At 42.2% G+C, this 17,666-nt stretch carries 15 protein-coding genes; 10 read left to right on the forward strand and 5 right to left on the reverse strand.

What is annotated here, in order from left to right:
* Positions 1-4: 4 nt before the first annotated feature.
* The 3 genes from dnaG to BM192_RS07220 are packed head-to-tail and all read left to right on the forward strand — an operon-like array spanning position 5 to position 3,403.
* A complete protein-coding gene (dnaG, locus tag BM192_RS07210) occupies positions 5-1,972 on the forward strand; it encodes a DNA primase (RefSeq protein ID WP_037440895.1) in 1,968 nt (655 codons plus the stop codon).
* Complete coding sequence (locus BM192_RS07215; protein WP_037440892.1) at positions 1,972-2,334, forward strand: YraN family protein; 363 nt, start codon at positions 1,972-1,974, stop codon at positions 2,332-2,334. The genes dnaG and BM192_RS07215 overlap by 1 nt, the downstream gene beginning before the upstream one ends.
* 13 nt (positions 2,335-2,347) lie before the next feature.
* Entirely contained in the window at positions 2,348-3,403 is a 1,056-nt protein-coding gene (locus BM192_RS07220) for a glutaminyl-peptide cyclotransferase (RefSeq protein WP_037440910.1), read from the forward strand.
* A 5-nt stretch (positions 3,404-3,408) separates the two neighbouring features.
* On the opposite strand, the gene BM192_RS07225 is transcribed toward BM192_RS07220, so the two are convergent.
* The gene (locus BM192_RS07225; RefSeq protein ID WP_234797524.1) at positions 3,409-3,972 is read right to left on the reverse strand and encodes a DUF4251 domain-containing protein; all 564 of its coding nucleotides are present in this window, start codon (positions 3,970-3,972) and stop codon (positions 3,409-3,411) included.
* Between the two features lie 66 nt (positions 3,973-4,038).
* Complete coding sequence (pgi, locus tag BM192_RS07230) at positions 4,039-5,691, reverse strand: glucose-6-phosphate isomerase (RefSeq protein WP_037440890.1); 1,653 nt, start codon at positions 5,689-5,691, stop codon at positions 4,039-4,041.
* 209 nt (positions 5,692-5,900) lie between these two features.
* Here pgi and BM192_RS07235 point away from each other — a divergent pair, with 209 nt between their 5' ends.
* The 3 genes from BM192_RS07235 (at position 5,901) to BM192_RS07245 (ending at position 8,507) form a co-directional block, all read left to right on the forward strand.
* Complete coding sequence (locus BM192_RS07235) at positions 5,901-6,410, forward strand: hypothetical protein (RefSeq protein ID WP_037440888.1); 510 nt, start codon at positions 5,901-5,903, stop codon at positions 6,408-6,410.
* Positions 6,411-6,489: 79 nt separating this feature from the next.
* Positions 6,490-7,567 (forward strand): peptide chain release factor 2 gene (prfB, locus tag BM192_RS07240; protein WP_139218413.1). Its coding sequence is split into 2 segments (ribosomal slippage): positions 6,490-6,549 and positions 6,551-7,567, totalling 1,077 coding nucleotides; the frame shifts between segments, so codons are not numbered across the junction.
* Positions 7,568-7,577: 10 nt separating this feature from the next.
* Positions 7,578-8,507, forward strand: a complete 930-nt coding sequence (locus BM192_RS07245; RefSeq protein ID WP_037440886.1) for an alpha/beta hydrolase — start codon at positions 7,578-7,580, stop codon at positions 8,505-8,507.
* Here BM192_RS07245 and BM192_RS07250 read toward each other — a convergent pair.
* A complete protein-coding gene (locus tag BM192_RS07250) occupies positions 8,504-9,373 on the reverse strand; it encodes a transglutaminase-like domain-containing protein (RefSeq protein ID WP_037440883.1) in 870 nt (289 codons plus the stop codon). The two genes, BM192_RS07245 and BM192_RS07250, sit on opposite strands and share 4 nt — an antisense overlap.
* A 43-nt stretch (positions 9,374-9,416) precedes the next feature.
* On the opposite strand from BM192_RS07250, the gene BM192_RS07255 reads away from it, so the two are divergent.
* Positions 9,417-10,199, forward strand: a complete 783-nt coding sequence (locus BM192_RS07255; RefSeq protein ID WP_037440880.1) for an O-methyltransferase — start codon at positions 9,417-9,419, stop codon at positions 10,197-10,199.
* Here BM192_RS07255 and BM192_RS07260 read toward each other — a convergent pair.
* Together BM192_RS07260 and BM192_RS07265 are read right to left on the reverse strand one after the other, a co-directional pair.
* On the reverse strand, positions 10,196-11,317 hold the full coding sequence (locus tag BM192_RS07260; protein WP_037440878.1) for a BamA/TamA family outer membrane protein: 1,122 nt from the start codon (positions 11,315-11,317) through the stop codon (positions 10,196-10,198). The two genes, BM192_RS07255 and BM192_RS07260, sit on opposite strands and share 4 nt — an antisense overlap.
* 38 nt (positions 11,318-11,355) lie before the next feature.
* The gene (locus tag BM192_RS07265; protein ID WP_234797525.1) at positions 11,356-11,691 is read right to left on the reverse strand and encodes a DUF6686 family protein; all 336 of its coding nucleotides are present in this window, start codon (positions 11,689-11,691) and stop codon (positions 11,356-11,358) included.
* A 363-nt stretch (positions 11,692-12,054) separates the two neighbouring features.
* Between BM192_RS07265 and BM192_RS07275 the strand changes: the two genes are divergently transcribed.
* From BM192_RS07275 to BM192_RS07285, 3 genes are all read left to right on the forward strand, one after another.
* Positions 12,055-13,035: a deoxyhypusine synthase family protein gene (locus BM192_RS07275; RefSeq protein WP_037440875.1), complete on the forward strand. Its 981-nt coding sequence runs from the start codon at positions 12,055-12,057 to the stop codon at positions 13,033-13,035.
* Between the two features lie 252 nt (positions 13,036-13,287).
* Positions 13,288-14,583: a c-type cytochrome gene (locus BM192_RS07280; RefSeq protein WP_037440873.1), complete on the forward strand. Its 1,296-nt coding sequence runs from the start codon at positions 13,288-13,290 to the stop codon at positions 14,581-14,583.
* 44 nt (positions 14,584-14,627) lie between these two features.
* Complete coding sequence (locus tag BM192_RS07285; protein ID WP_037440871.1) at positions 14,628-17,657, forward strand: TAT-variant-translocated molybdopterin oxidoreductase; 3,030 nt, start codon at positions 14,628-14,630, stop codon at positions 17,655-17,657.
* The last annotated feature ends 9 nt before the right edge of the window (positions 17,658-17,666 follow it).

The following is a 17,666-nucleotide window of genomic DNA, read 5'->3' on the forward strand; positions in this document are numbered from 1 at the left end:
CTGAATGATTAATCAGGATACTATTAACAAAATCATGGACACCGCCCGTATAGAGGAGGTTGTCGGTGATTTTGTCTCTCTGAAGAAAAGGGGAACCAGTTTAATTGGGAACTGTCCTTTTCATAATGAAAAAACACCTTCTTTTCACGTTTCTGTAACCAAAGGTATCTACAAGTGTTTTGGTTGTGGTAAGGGTGGAGATTCGGTCCATTTTATTATGGACCATGAGAAATACTCTTATCCGGAAGCGCTTAAGTTTCTGGCTCAGAAATACAATATTGAGGTAGAGGAGGAACAGCAAAGACCGGAACATATTGCGGCCAATAATGCCAGGGAAAGTCTGTATGTGATCTCCCAGTATGCGGCTGCATTCTTCGCTAACGAACTATGGACCGGAGAACAAGGGCGGGCGATCGGGCTGAGTTATTTCAAAGAAAGGGGTTTCAGGGAAGATATTATCCGAAAATTTGAATTGGGTTATTCTCCTGACCAGTGGGATGCTTTACTGCTTAGCGCTAAAGCTGCCGGGCATCAGGAGGAGTATCTTTCTAAAACGGGATTGACCGTACACAATGATAACGGAAGAATCTATGATCGTTTTCGTGGAAGGGTAATGTTCCCGATCCATAACTTCACGGGCAGGGTTATCGGGTTTGGCGGCAGGACGCTGAAAACAGATAAAAACGTCCCGAAATATGTAAACTCTCCGGAGAGTGATATTTACCATAAATCTAATGTGCTTTATGGTTTGTTTCAAGCCAAAAAGGCCATCCGGGATGCAGATAATTGCTATCTGGTAGAGGGTTATGCAGATGTGCTTTCTGTCCATCAGGCAGGCGTGGAAAATGTGGTTGCATCTTCCGGTACGTCACTGACTGTGGAACAGATCCGTCTGATTGGCAGGTTTACGCAAAATGTAACCATCTTGTATGACGGTGATGCTGCGGGTATCAAAGCTTCCCTGCGCGGTCTGGATATGATCCTGGAAGAGGGCCTGAATGTGAAGGTTGTTAATTTTCCGGATGGGCATGATCCGGATTCCTATATGCACCGGGTGGGTGCGGGAGCCTTTAAAAACTATATCGAGAATAACCGTAAAGACTTTATCCTTTATAAAGCGGATATTCTGCTGAAAGAGGCAGGAAAAGATCCGATTAAAAGGGCAGGTATCATTCGTGATATTGTAGAGAGTATCGCGAAAATACCGGATGATATTAAGGTGTCTGTGTTTATCCGCGAATGCAGTCATCTGCTGCAGGTTGAGGAACGCATGCTGCTAACCGAGCTGAATAAAATGCGTTCGGCTAAATTTAAGAAGAACGCTGCTGCACAGCCGTCTAGAAGGCAGTTCCCTTCCGCTTCTCCGGAACAGGATGGTCCGCCTGAGAATCTGTTCGACGATAACGCTAAACCGGATCTGCCGGATGAGCAGGAGCGTGCAGATGACGACCTGCTGCAGGAGCATGAAATTATCAGGCTGCTACTTGCTTTCGGGCATGAATTAGTTAGCTGGGATAATATCGACGATATGTATATCGGCTCATTTATTATTCAGAATCTGGCCGATGTTACATTTGAAGACGAGATTTGTAAGAAGATCATCGAAAGTTATAAGCAAGAGATAGAAAACGGACATTTACCTGTAGCCAATCAATTTATTAAAAGCGAGGACCGTACAATTGCCGATCTTGCTATTACACTGTCTACATCTCCTTATACGCTGAGTGAGAACTGGTACAATAAGCATCAGATCTACGTGCGGGATGAAACTGTAAATCTCAAAGCAACCATATTAGGTGGATTATTCCACCTGAAAAAACGTAAGGTAGACCGGATTCTGCTTGGATTGCTCCAGGAAATTAAAACAGAAGACGACCCTGTTAATCAGGAAATTCTAATGCAGCGTTACGCCTTTATTAAGAATGTGGAACGGGAAATCTCCCGTTTTCTGGGATCTGTAGTTATTAAATAATGAGCCTGCACCTGGAACTGGGCAGGACAGGAGAAAGGCTTGCCTCGGACTACCTGGAGGCTTCCGGTTATCTGATTCTGGAAAGAAACTGGGTATACGGCCGTGCTGAAGTAGATTTAATTGCCTGGTTTGAAAACAAGCTTATTTTTGTTGAAGTAAAAACCAGGCGCTCGGTATTGCATGGCGAGCCGGAAGATTTTGTAGATTGGAAGAAAGAAAGGCAATTGGAAATGGCTTCTTCCGTTTATATTGCCAGAAGGCAGCATCAGGGCGAGATTCGCTTTGACATAGTTGCAATTGTTTTTGAAAATAAAGACCTTTATCACATTAACCATATCGAAGATGCATTTTGGCCTGGCTGATACCCTGAAGAATATGAAATTAGTTTTAATCAGTATCATTTGCGGCGCTGTAGCGCTGAGTTCCTGCAAATCCAATGACGGCAAGTCATCTTATGCAGGTTTTAAATTACCGGAACAGGGCCAGAGTTTTGGTCTGGGCCAGGAAGTGAAAGTTGAACTGGAAATTCCTGCGAATGAAGAAGTAAAGAAAATCAGTTACCTGCTGGACGGAAAGCCGCTGGGCACACAGGACGGTACGGGTGCGTATACCTTTGCCACCAAAGGACTGAGCCTTGGTTACAAGCAGATTACTGCTATTCTGGAAAATGGAAACACGAAGGATACGATAACAACAAATATTGTCTTGAAATCTTCAATACAACCTAAGCTGTTCAATTATAAAGTTATTAACGTATTTCCACATGATACAAGTTCTTATACCCAGGGTCTTGAATATCATGGGGGCCGTCTTCTGGAAAGTACGGGAGAGTACGGAAGTTCTTCTCTGCGCTGGGTAGATTTAAAAACAGGCAAAGCTTTACAGCGGGTTGATCTTGACCCGAAATACTTTGCAGAAGGTTCAACTTTAATCGGCGATAAAATTATCCTGTTAACCTGGCGCGAAAATGTAGGTTTTACCTACGATGCTAAAACCCTGAAACAGAATGGAACTTTTACCTATCAGAACAGTCGTGAAGGATGGGGTCTTACTTTTGATGGAAAGCGGATTATAAAGTCTGACGGAACAAATAGAATCTGGTTCCTGAACAAGGATACTTACAAGGAAGAGAGTTATGTGGATGTGTATGATAACAACGGCCCTGTAGATCAGTTAAATGAGCTGGAATACATTGACGGCAAGATATACGCCAACATTTACCAGTCGGATAATATTGCGATTATAGACCCGAATACTGGCGCTATAGAGGCTTACGCTAATCTTACGGGTATCTTACCTGCGAAGGATAAATTTGCGAATACAGATGTCCTGAACGGGATTGCTTGGGACGCGGTTGGAAAACGTTTATTTGTGACCGGTAAGAAATTCGATAAATTATTTGAAATATCGCTGATACCGGTCACAAAATAACCGGTTTATTCTTTTGAATCTTTTGTGTCTTTAGGTTTTGCTGCGGCTGTTACTGTGCCGTCAAAGGTTATGCTCTGCTGGTTATTGCTGGTAACGACCAATGTGGCATTGCCAGTGGTGCCAACAGTCATATTGATGACATAGTTGTCTTTGACATCTTTCGGTTTGATTTCAATCTGCCAGCCGCCTTTTTTACGGTCTTTAACAGTATAACCAAATGATTTGGATTTGAACTTAATACCGCTGTCATCCGGGTTACCCCCGATTTTGGCGGTATAAGATCTGCCATAATAAGGAAGATAAGCCACAACGCTGTCTTTCTTAACAATCAGATCGTAGGATGATCCGGCGAGATTTATAGTTCCACCGCCGGTATAGCCCGGCATGCGACTCATGACCCTGTTAATATCAGAAGCATTAAGCGGCTGCGCGCTCCTTGCTGAAAACACATAGTCCTGTGCGGCAATGGCACTGGCAACGGTTTGTTTGTTGTTCTGGGCCTGTAACTGAGCTGCGGGAAGCAGCAATGCCAGCACAAGGAGTTTTTTAAGCGTGTTCATCTGTTTCATGTTTTGTGTACCTATTGGACAATTATTCGGATTAATAGTTTAACCGGCAGATGAACACGCTGTTATTTAGCTGTTTCTCCAGTTTTTATATTGGTTGATCAGACCGTTAGTAGAAGCATCGTGTGTATGAACTGGCTCATCGTCTTTCAGTTCAGGCAATATGCTTTTGGCCAGTTGTTTACCTAATTCAACACCCCATTGATCAAAACTAAAGATGTTCCAGATAATTCCCTGAACGAAAATCTTGTGTTCGTATAAAGCGATGAGTGTACCCAGGCTTTCCGGTGTCACTTTCTTCAACAGAATGGAGTTTGTCGGGCGGTTACCGTCAAAAGTTTTGAAAGGTGCAAGCTTCTCGATTTCTTCTGCAGATTTGCCGTCTTTTTTCAATTCTTCAATGACTTGTTCTTTAGTTTTTCCGTTCATTAAAGCTTCTGTCTGTGCAAAGAAATTAGACAACAGAATAGGGTGGTGCTCACCAATCGGGTTTAAACTCTGTGCAGGTGCGATAAAATCACAAGGAATTAATCTTGTGCCCTGATGAATCAATTGGTAAAAGGCATGCTGACCATTTGTTCCTGGTTCGCCCCAGATAACCGGACCAGTTTCATAAGTAACTTCTTTACCATTTCTGTCTACATGTTTTCCGTTACTTTCCATATCACCTTGCTGAAAATAGGCAGCGAAACGGTGCATATACTGATCGTATGGTAAAATTGCCTGTGTTTCTGCATCGAAGAAATTGATGTACCAAACGCCGAGCAGACCCAGAATAACCGGAATATTGTTTTCGAACGGTGTGTTTTCAAAATGCTCATCGGCCGCATGTGCACCCTTAAGCAACGCTTTAAAGTTGTCAAAACCGATACTTAAGGCAATTGGCATACCTATGGCACTCCACAGTGAATATCTGCCGCCAACCCAGTCCCAGAAACCAAACATATTCTCTGTATCAATTCCGAATTCGGCAACATCTTTTGCATTGGTGGACAATGCCGCAAAGTGCTTAGCTACGTCTGCCTCTTTTGCACCTTTGTCAAGAAACCAAGATTTTGCTGTCAGAGCATTAGTCATAGTTTCCTGTGTAGTAAACGTTTTTGACGCAACCAGGAACAAAGTTGTTTCCGGATTTACAGTTTTAAGTGTCTCTGCTATATGTGTACCGTCAATATTGGATACAAAGTGCATGGTCAGGTGGTTCTTATAAGCTTTAAGTGCCTCTGTAACCATAACCGGACCCAGATCCGATCCGCCGATACCAATATTAACGACATCGGTAATCGCTTTGCCAGTATACCCTTTCCAATTGCCGGAGATAATCTGGTTACTAAAAGTTTCCATTTTGTCCAGAACAGCATGTACGTCATCCATTACGTTCTTTCCGTCTACCAACACAGGTTTACCGCTGAAGTTACGTAAAGCTGTGTGCAGTACAGCCCGGTCTTCCGTCTGATTAATCGCTTCACCCGCGAACATAGCTTTAATAGCTTCGTCCAGTTTACATTCTCTGGCCAGCTGAAGCAGTAATGCGATAGTGGTGTCATCTACCCTGTTTTTGGAATAATCGAGCAGGATGTCGTTAAAGATTGTCGAGAATTTTTCAAAACGCTCCGCATCTTCTTCGAACAGTTGTTTGATGTTTTTCTCATTGATCGCAATGAAATGGTCTGCGAGGTATTTGTAGGCGTTTGTTTCCGTGAAATTAATGGTTGGTAGCATAAGAATGTTTTCTTTTAAAATGTAATTTCTCTTTCCGATATCATGCAAACAAGTAGTACCGGGTTAATGTTTAGAATAACAGGAAGTCCACCTGTTGGATTTGAAACGTTATGTATTCATTATCAGTTGGATTGGTGATTTTCCAGTTGATTTTATTTCGTAACTTGTATTCTATAGACAAAAATAACAATCACTCTTAAAAAACGGTTATGTTAGAGAATTTAAATCAGTTGGTGAAAGAAAATGCGCAGGAAGCTATTTTGAACAATAGCGCTGTGCCAGACGAGCAGAACGAAGCAGCCGTTTCTGCGGCTTCCGGATCAATTATGGAAGCTTTGCAGTCGCAGGTATCTTCCGGTAACCTGGCTAATCTGGTTGCTGCTTTTAAGGGTGGGGATGTGCAAAACAGCAATGTTGTACAGGAAGCTTCCTCTAGTTTTATAGATAAATTGTCCGGTATGGGAATTAATCTGGAATCTGCTAAAGGAATTGCAGCTTCTCTGATACCCGGAATTGTAGGTCAGTTTGTAAACAAGACAAATGATCCTAATGATACTTCTTTCAATATACAGGATATTATTACGAAAATATCTGGTCCGGATGGCAAATTCCAGTTGTCAGATCTGACAGACCTTTTTAAAGACGGTAATGCAGAGCCAGGCTCTGCTGATAGCCAGGGAGGTGGTATTGTCGACAAGCTGAAAGGTTTATTTAGTTAAGCGTTTTTATGTGGTTATACAGGGGGGTGTCTGGCTTGTTCAGGTACCCTTTTTCTGTTTTATATGTTATATTTGTGTTATGACTAAAGAACAAATACAGGATTTAAGGGACAGAATAGCGTCCCTGAGGAGGCATCTTTGACGTCGAAACACGACTCGAAGCTATTTATATAGAACAGGAGCTTACCTTACAGACAGATTTTTGGGATGATCCTAAAAAGGCTGAAAAGCATTTGGCAGAAATGAACGCAAAAAAGGTATGGACAGATGCCTGGCAACGTGTTAATGCCGAATTTGAAGATACACAGGTGTTATTTGATTTCTTCCAGGCTGGTGATGCCACTTTGGAGGAAATGGAAGAACAGTATGAGCACTGCCGCTCGATGGTAGAAGATCTTGAGCTTAAAAATATGCTCAGCAGTAAAGAAGATCAGCTGAACGCTGTGATGCAGATCACAGCCGGTGCAGGTGGTACAGAAAGCTGTGACTGGGCAGCTATGCTCATGCGGATGTATATCATGTGGGGAGAAAAGAACGGTTACAAGGTAACTGAACAAGATTATCAGGCAGGTGAGGTTACAGGTGTCAAATCTGTCACAATGCAGTTCGCAGGAGACTTTTCTTACGGTTATCTTAAAGGGGAAAACGGGGTACACCGTCTGGTCCGGATATCGCCATTCGACTCCAACGCACGCCGACATACATCGTTCGCTTCGGTTTACGTGTATCCGCTTGTAGATGATACCATTGAGATTGAGATTAAGGATGCAGATATTGAGTTCGAAACCTTCCGCTCCGGTGGTGCAGGTGGACAGAATGTGAATAAGGTGGAAACTGCTGTCCGGTTATACCACAAGCCTTCGGGCATCGTAATTAAAAACCAGGAATCACGTTCCCAGTTGCAGAATAAGGAAAATGCACTTCGTTTGTTGAAGTCTCAACTCTATGAAGCAGAAATGCGAAAAAGGATGGAAGCTTCTGCAGCTGTAGAAGGCTCTAAAATGAAAATAGAATGGGGTTCGCAGATTAGAAACTATGTGCTTCATCCTTACAAACTGGTTAAAGACCTCAGAACGAATTATGAGACCTCAAATGCACAGGGTGTGCTGGATGGAGAATTAAATGATTTTCTGAAAGCCTACCTGATGGAATTTTAATATAGAAAGAATGAAAAAGAGAAGCTGGCTGATTTATATATGTTTAAGTCTGATGGGTACACAACTGACACGGGCGCAGGAGGTAATGGCGCTGTATCCGGGAGTAATCCCCGGAGCAAAGGCTACACCTGCTGGTTATAAGGAAATACCTGCCATACAGGATGGCAAAATAACCGGTTTGAGTAAGGTGTTCTTTCCTGAGCTCCGTATATTCCGGCCAGCAAAAGATAAAGCTAATGGTACAGCTGTGATTATCTGCCCTGGCGGCGGATACGCACATCTGGCCATTTCCCACGAAGGAGATGAGGTCGCCAGACGCTTCGCGGAAAAAGGCATAACAGCCGTCGTGCTGAAATACCGATTGCCAGACGATGCAATTATGGAGAATAAATCCCTTGCGCCGCTTCAGGATGCACAGCAGGCAATTTATGTCTTGCGAAAAAATGCAGCTGCCTGGGGTGTGGATCCAGCCAAAATTGGAATTATGGGCTTTTCTGCCGGAGGGCATCTGGCCGGTTCACTGACTGTTCATTATAATGATCAGCAAATTCAGAATACAGAGAAGCTAAATCTTCGTCCTGACTTTTCTATACTTATTTATCCGGTTATCAGTTTCGGCGCATCTACACATACCGGATCGGTTAACAACCTCATCGGTAAAGATGCTTCTGCGGAAAAACGGAATTATTTTTCTAATGAACTGCATGTAACACCACAAACGCCCCGTACTTTCCTGGTACACGCAAATGATGACACAACAGTTCCGGTTGAGAACAGTATCCTGTTTAACCAGGCCCTTCAGAAAAATGGCGTTCCTGTAGAAACACATCTTTATCAGGCCGGCGGACATGGATTTGGTCTGCACAACCGTACAACCTCTGAGGATTGGTTTGTAAGTCTGGAAAACTGGTTGGTAGAGAATAATTTTCTGAAAGACTAAATAAAACTTTCGGAAAGGATGTCCTGCAGTTCTTTTAACTCGGCTACCTTCTCTGCGGAGCCCAGATTTTCATAGGCGGAGATCAGGTTGCGGATAATACGGCGGATGATCTCAACGTTGCTGCACGGAGCATAAAAACCTGGCATTGGCTGCAAATTAAGCTGGCGCAGAAACTGGTCTACATCATGCTTGCCGAAAATTGCGCCTTTGTTAAAGGCATTAATATAAAATAGAACACCGAACTCCTGCTCATCTCTTTTGGTTTCATCTATATACCCCAGGATAAAATGCTGCGGCAGATTGACACCGTAAACAGGGATATCCAGCTTCTGTGCTATAGTGCAGTAAATAATGGCTAATGAGATTTGATTTCCTTTCCGGGTATCCAATACCTGGTTGATATAGGAGTTCTGCGGGTCGTGATGGTTTTTAGTATTACCGCTGAATCCGTTGATCTTATAGAAGATATGATTAATCAGTTTTATTTTCTCTACAGAACTCATTTCATGCTGAAGGCCAAGCCATACCTCGCGCCTGATTTCTTCAAGCTGGTTAATGACCCGCTGTTCGTCAAGATCGGGATATTGATACCGGTTAATAACCAATGCACCTTTTAGAAGGTCAAATGCACCACTCTGGTACCACAGTGAAAGATCCTCTTTGACATTGTTAAACTGAATCTGATGGACTATATTTTCTATTCTTTCCTGAATCAGGGTATCCAGTGATTTTTCCCATTCTGTCTCCAGAAACTTAACCACAGCGTTGCCATGTTCGAGGAGTCTTTTCTCTACTTCACCATATACTTCCTGATCCGGGTCTTCCAGTAGCCTTATTAAAGCGTCTATTTCTTTACTATTTTCCATTCGATGCCACTTTCATTTGACGTTTACTTATTTTTGCTGCTATATGGTACTACAATTTATCAGCGATTATCTGAAGCATCGTTTAACCGCCAAAAGCAGGCATGGGACTCATTCTCCGTTTGTTTATAAACTAGTGGATGAGGTAATTTACGATTTTTCTCCTAAAGCCGAATATGGTGTGATTGAGGAACAGCGAAAAAAACTTTTGCATGACGATGCGCTGATCACCGTAACTGATCTCGGGGCTGGCTCGCACCTGAATAAGAACAGGCAAAAACGAGTGAAGGAAATTGCTAAAAATGCATTAAAGTCTCCCGGTCTGGCACAGCTTATTTTCCGGCTAGCCAGATACAGTGAAGCGAATCGGATTGCTGAACTGGGAACCTGTCTGGGAATTACAACTGCCTACCTGGCGAAATCCCGCCCGGAGGCTGAAGTGGTAACCATGGAAGGCTGCCCGCAAACTGCTGCAAGGGCTGCACAGAATTTCAGGGAACTTGGGTTGGAGCGGATAGAATTGCAGGTTGGAAATTTTGATCAGTTGCTGCCTGAGTTTATCGAAAAACAGGATCACCTCGATTTTGTATATATCGACGGAAACCACCGCGAGGATGCTACCCTGAATTATTTTAAACTATGTCTGCCGAAAGTGCATGAAAATACACTGTTGATCTTTGATGATATCTATTGGAGCGAAGGCATGAAGAGAGCCTGGACCGAAATTAAAAATCATCCTGATGTGACGGTAACAGTAGATTTATTCTGGATAGGACTAGTCTATTTTAAAAAGGGGCAAGCCAAGGAACATTTTAAAATCAAGTACTAAAAGGCTTCGGCCAGACTCAGGTAGAAACCAGATTGTCTGGCCTCATTAGGTCTTTTCTCGCCCACTGCATAGTCAGCTCTGACACTCAGTCCTTTTGCCGGGTCATAGAAATACCGGATCCCTGCTCCCACAGATGGTTTAAACTGTTTAAAGGAGAAGTCACCGTTGGCAAATACCCTGCCCCCGCCGCCAAATGCAACCAGTCCAAAGCGGTTACTGAATCTGTAACGAAGTTCGGTTTGCGCAGCCAGTAGATTTTCATCCCGGTACCTTCCCGAATAATATCCACGCATCATTTCGTCATTGCCGAGTTGTGGCAGCATATAAAATGGAGTATTACTGCTTTGTACGGTATGGTATATGCCATTAACACCCAATACAAATTTTGGTGAAAGGGACCAGAAGTTACGCAGAACTAATTTGATCTGGCTGCCACTGAATTCTTCGCCGCTGAAAAACTTCGGTGCATACTGATAAGATACCCGGCCAAAGAATCCATGGGTAGGGTAATTATTGGAGTTTCTGGTATCATAGGTTTGAGAGAGACCTACAAATATTGCTGAGCCTCCTGGTCTTCCCTGCTGCAACTCATAGATACCACCTGCTTCTTTATCTTTAAAGCTATAATGTTCATACCCCAGTGAAGCACCTGTATAAGCAAAAGGCAGAATATTCTTTTCGATGTCAAACATTATTTTCACCTGATCCTGAACCAGACGGTCTTTGCTGGCCTCCAGTGTTTGGTTGCCGGTTCCGTAAAAATCAAATGGCGTACTTCTAAAACGCATCTCTCCGATCAGGTGCCATGCATTCGCCTTTGTCCAGACATCTCCTTTAAGGGTTACATTATATTGTTTCTCGGTCGAATAGGAGAGGACCGTAGAAAAGTTCGAACTCCGGTTGGTGGAATCCTTTTTATCCAGATAGGTTGAGTATAAACCTGCCAGGCCGAATTCAAGGCCGACTTCTTGCGAATACCTAAGTAAGGGCAAAGGCATGAAACTTGCTCTCCTTGTACTGTCTACTTTTTCGGAAAGCATTTTCCGGATTAGTTTCATCTGTGCAGATGCTGAAAAGGTAATGCTTAGTAAAAGTCCGCAAAGCAGGGTTCGTTTCATCAGGGATATTAATTGTATATCCGGCGAAAATAAACATTTTAACGGAATCCGGGCTCAGTTCTCATCAGCGTATAGACTTCTTTCATGAACAATGCTTCATCAAGCAACTTAAGCAGTTGAAGGAGTTCTTCTTGTGTGAAGGCAAAACTGATGTCCTCATGTGGTGTGTGAAGTAATATTCTCTCGCGCTGATCGGGAAATGGCATTCCTGATTCGCAATACCGGTATTCATCCAGCATAGATTTAAAACTCATAAAGTCCTGTTCACTAAAATTTAACATTAGATTTTTATGCCATACATAAATAACGTGGCAGGACGGGCAATGGGATACCGCTGAATCTTCCTGGGTACTGAGGACTATAGTTTTGCACATAAGCTCTTCTTTTAAGCGTATTTTCAAACTTAGCATATTATTTATAAAGATTCTAAATAAAAGAGAAAATTCTGTTGAAACTGCTTTTAATGCAGGTTCTGACAACTTATTTTTTGTTAAAAAAAATAAAAGGCAGTATTGGCAGTTAAAGGGGGCGGCTACTATTCCAGGTTCCTGTCCGGGACATACTTAATTCATATAAATTCCCTATTTTTGCGGCTCAGAGCCCTTTATTGTATGTTTTTATAATTTATATAATCTAATGGCCTGATTTTTAGATACAAACATAAATGAACGTTTGCGGTTCTTCTGTCTGGAAGGATTTGCATAAACAAAACTAAGCAACAATATAATTTATTTAACATGAGTGTAACAAGAGGACCAATTTCTAAATTTATGGAGACTAATTATCTCCATTTCAACGCAGCTGCTATGATGGATGCGGCTAAAGGCTATGAAACGCATTTGGATGAAGGCGGTAAAATGATGATTACTCTTGCCGGTGCGATGAGTACAGCTGAACTGGGAATTTCCCTTGCTGAAATGATCCGTCAGGATAAAGTTTCTATCATCTCCTGTACCGGTGCCAACCTGGAGGAGGATATCATGAACCTTGTTGCGCATTCACACTATAAACGTGTTCCGAATTACCGTGACCTGAGTCCGCAGGATGAATGGGATCTTTTGGAAAATCACTATAACCGTGTTACGGATACTTGTATTCCTGAAGAAGAAGCTTTTAGAAGGTTGCAAAAACATATCCACAAGATATGGAAAGATGCAGAAGAAGCAGGTGAGCGTTTCTTCCCACATGAATATATGTACAAGATGTTGCTGAGCGGCGATTTGGAACAATATTATGAGATCGATCCTAAGAACTCCTGGATGCTTGCGGCTGCAGAAAAAAATCTGCCGATCGTTGTACCGGGATGGGAAGACTCAACCATGGGTAATATCTTCGCGTCTTATGTGATGAAAGGTGAGCTGAAAGCAAGCACCATGAAAAGCGGTATCGAGTATATGGGCTACCTGGCTGACTGGTATATTCAGAACAGTGCTGGTAAAGGTATCGGGTTCTTCCAGATCGGTGGTGGTATTGCAGGTGACTTCCCGATTTGTGTGGTGCCAATGTTATATCAGGATATGGAAATGGAAAATATTCCATTCTGGAGCTACTTCTGCCAGATCTCTGATTCTACGACCTCTTACGGGTCTTATTCAGGTGCTGTTCCAAACGAAAAAATCACCTGGGGAAAACTGGATATTAACACACCGAAATTTATTGTGGAATCGGACGCAACTATCGTCGCTCCATTGATTTTTGCCTGGATATTAAAAATGTAATTAATTTCCAAAATCCTGGAAAAAAAATTGGCTAAAGGAGAAAACAGCCGGACGAAGAAATTCGGCTGTTTTCTTCGTTTAAAGCCATAAAATGCAAATATTTAGAATGATTATAAATTGTATTTACTGTCATTTCTTTGTCATTGGTAACTTAATAAATTTTACTTTTGTGGACGTTTTGGTGGCGAACAAGAGTTTAAACATCAATAGCGTTTATTACAGTTTTTTAAAAAATAGCATAAAATACTCATTATGAGGAATATCTCATTGATCATTAGAAGAGTTTGGAAGTCGGCATTTATGTTTACGGCTCTATCTGTTTTAATCGTTTCTGGTACAAAAGCACAAGACGCAGTAGAAGGTAGAAAAATCTTCAAGGAAAAATGTACTTCATGCCACGCCCTTGACCGTGATTTGATTGGTCCGGCATTACAGCCGCTGATCCCGACTAAAAGTGAAGAATTCTTGATCAAATGGATCAACAACGCTCCTGCTTTTATCGCTTCAGGTGACAAAGAGGCTGTTGAAGCTTCTAAATGGAACCCGAACGCAGATATGACTGCATTCCCGACCTTAACACCGGATCAGATTAAAAGTATCCTTGCTTACGTCAAAGCAGGTGAGCCGAAAAAAGAAGGTGAAGTTGCAGCAGGCGCTGGTGCTTCTGATGAGGTTTCGAGTTTCTCTATCGCAGGTATCGTTGCTGTTATCCTGATCTCTATCGCAATCCTTATTATTTTAGGAAGAGCGATTAAAATGCTGGAAAGACTGATCCTGAAAAAACAAGGCGTTGAAATTATCGAGGAAGAGAATGTTTCTATGGCTGCCGGTATCGGTCAGTTATTTAAAAACAAGAAATTCGTATTCTTCTTTATCCTGTGTCTGGTAATCAGTTTAGGTTCTTTCGGATGGATGGGTATGTGGAACACAGGTGTTCATACTGGATACCAACCAACACAACCGATTAAATTCTCTCACGAATTGCACGCAGGTGTAAATCAGATTGACTGTCAATATTGCCATGCTGGTGCATTTGAGTCTAAAAATGCAACTATCCCTTCGCTGAATGTTTGTATGAACTGTCACAAACAGGTTCAGGGTAGAGATAACCATGATGGTAACATCTCTCCTGAGATTCAGAAAATCTACAATGCCCTGGGTTATGATGCAGACAACATGTCTTATGACAAGTCTAAAGAAAAACCAGTTGAATGGATTCGTGTACATAATCTTCCTGATTTCGCTTACTTCAATCACTCACAACACGTTGTAGTTGCTGAAGAAGCTATCCGTAAAGAAAAAGGATTAAAACCTAACGAGCCTGTATGTTTTGCATGCCATGGTCCGGTAAATACAATGGAAGAAATCTACCAGTATTCTCCACTGACTATGAAATGGTGTATCAACTGTCACAAAGATACCCAGCTGGAAGTTAAAGACAACGCATACTACACCAAAGTGATCGAAGCTCACGAGAAGATCAAAAAGGGTGAAAAAGTTACACCTGCATTATTAGGTGGAATGGAATGCGGTAAATGTCACTATTAATAGAGTTTAGTAAAGAACGTTCGATAAACAGTAATATAGCTTAAATGGAAAGCAATAAAAAATACTGGAAAGGCTTAGAGGAATTTAACAAGACCTCTGAATTTGTGGAAAGCAATAAAAACGAATTCGCAGAGCCGCTTCCAATAGAAGATGTTTTAAATGAAGCAGGATTAAGTACAGTAACTCCTCGCCGTGACTTTTTAAAAGCCTTAGGCTTTGGTCTTGGTGCAGTTACGTTAGCGGCTTGTCAGCCAGCTCCCGTACACAAAGCTGTACCTTACCTGATTAAACCTGAAGAAGTAATTCCGGGTATCCCGAATTATTATGTATCAAGTTTCAATGGTCAGCCTGTTCTGGTTAAAACCAGAGAAGGTCGTCCGATCAAGATTGAACCGAATCCTGGTGCAGGTGTCTTTAATCAGGGTACTGACGCTCAGGCTCAGGCATCCGTTCTAGACCTGTATGATGTTTCAAAACTGAAAGCACCGGTATTAAAAAATGAAGAAACTACCTGGGAAAAACTCGATGCTTTTGTTGCCGCTGAATTAGCTAAGGCTAATGCTTCAGGAAAGAAAATCAGAATTGTTTCTTCTTCAGTAAACAGTCCTTCTACTAAAGCTGTTGTTGCAGATTTTACTGCGGCATACCCGGCAACCAAACATGTTCAATATGACGCGGTTTCCTACACAGGTATTATTAAAGCAAATGAAAATAGCTTTGGTAAAGCAGTAATTCCTAAATATAATTTTGACAAGGCAGACCTGATCGTAAGTTTCGGAGCTGACTTCCTGGGTACATGGATCAGTGGTGAAGAACACACTGCTCAATATGTTTCCAACAGAAATAATAAATCCCTGGCTAAAGGTAAAATGTCACGTCACTTCCAGTTCGAAACAGGAATGAGCATGACTGGTACCAACGCCGATACCCGTATCCCGCTGAAATTATCAGAACAGGGTCCGGCTTTACTTGCTTTATATAATGCATTGGCTGAAAAAGCAGTGCTTGCTGGCGCTGCATTACCTAATAATGCAACTGCTGATAAAGCATTAAAATTAGTTGCAAAAGAATTATTACAGCAAAAAGGAAAAGCCCTAGTGGTTTGCGGTTCTAATGATGTGTCTACGCAGATCCTTGTAAACGCAATTAACTCCATTATCGGTAGTTATGGTACGACAATAGATCTTGACAATCCTTCGAAACGTTATGCTGGAAATGATGCTGAATTCGCAGAGTTACTGAATGAGATGAGCAGAGGCGAAGTTGCTGCTGTGTTCTTCCTGGGTACTAATCCTGCTTATGACGCACTTAACGCAAAAGCATTTACTGATGGTTTAAGTAAGGTACCTTTAAAGGTTTCTTTCTCCGACCGCAGAGATGAAACTGCTGAGCTTTGTGACGCTATCGCAATTAATCTGAACTACCTTGAATCATGGGGTGATGCCAATAGCTACGAAGGAAATTATTCTATCGTTCAGCCAACCATCAATCCTGTTTTCAATGCACGTCAGGCTGAGCAGAGTTTACTAATCTGGTCTAAAGCTCCTGTTACTGATTATTACCAGTATGTTCGTGGTAACTGGGAGAAAAATATACTACCTGTTCTGGGTAAATCCTGGAATGAGTTATTGCAAAGCGGTACTTTCACGGCTGCTGCTAAACCTGCAGGTGCTTATACTTTCAATCTTTCTCTGGATGCAGTCGCAACTTCAATCGCTAACAGCAGCAAAGCGCTGGCGAAAGATATTGAACTTCATGTTTATGAAAGTACAGGTATGCGTGACGGTCGTTACGCTAACAACGCATTCCTTCAGGAATTACCTGATCCTGTTTCAAAAGTTACCTGGGATAACTATGTAGCTATCGCGCCTAAGTTCGCCGAGAAACTGGAACTGAAAGAATTTGATGTAGTTGAAGTAAAAGGAAGTAATGGTTATACAATTACTTTACCGGTATTAGTTCAGCCGGGTCAGGCTCAGGGTACTGTTTCTATCGCATTAGGTTACGGGCGTACCAAAGCTGGTAAGGCTGGCGACAATGTAGGTAAAAATGCATTCCCATTCCTTTCATTCAGCAACGGTACTTTACAGTATGCAACTACGGTTACAATCAGTAAAACCGGCGCTACTTATGAATTAGCACAAACACAAACACACCACTCTTTCGAGGGTAGAAATATCATCCGCGAAGCTACTTTCACTGAATTTGTGAAAAATCCTTCTGCCGGTAATGCTAAACACGGTCATAAATCGTACGATCTTTGGGATAAATGGGAAACTCCTGGTAACAACTGGGTAATGGCTATTGACCTGAATGCTTGTACTGGTTGTGGTTCATGTGTGGTTGCCTGTAACGTAGAAAACAACATTCCTGTTGTTGGTCGTGACGAGGTACGTAGACGCAGAGAGATGCACTGGTTACGTATTGATCGTTATTATAGTTTCCAGGAAGGTGATAAGAGCGTTTCTGAGGAGAAAGAAATTGCACACATGAACAACCTTGACCATGTAACGGTTGTTCACCAGCCGATGTTATGTCAGCACTGTGATCACGCTCCTTGTGAAACGGTTTGTCCTGTACTTGCAACTACACACTCTTCAGACGGTCTGAACCATATGGCTTATAACCGTTGTGTAGGTACGCGTTACTGCGCGAACAACTGTCCTTATAAAGTTCGTCGTTTCAACTGGTTTAACTACTGGAATGATTCACGTTTCGATAACTACCTGAACAATGAATTTACTCAGCTGGTACTTAACCCTGATGTAACTACACGTTCAAGAGGTGTAATGGAAAAATGTTCGATGTGTATCCAACGTATCCAGGATGGTAAATTAACTGCCAAAATGCAGAAGCGTCCATTGAAAGATGGCGATATCAAAATGGCTTGCCAGCAGGCTTGTTCTGCAGGTGCGATTATCTTCGGTGACAGCAATGATCCGGAATCGGAAGTTTCAAAAGCATTACGCAGCGAACGCGTTTACTATGTGCTTGAAGAGATCAACACGCAACCGGGTATAGGTTACATGACAAAAATTAGAAACACAGATTCATTACCAACAGTACAAGCGTAAGCTGATATT

The sequence above is a fragment of the Pedobacter antarcticus genome, from assembly GCF_900112985.1.
GTDB classification, from domain to species: Bacteria; Bacteroidota; Bacteroidia; order Sphingobacteriales; family Sphingobacteriaceae; genus Pedobacter; species Pedobacter antarcticus.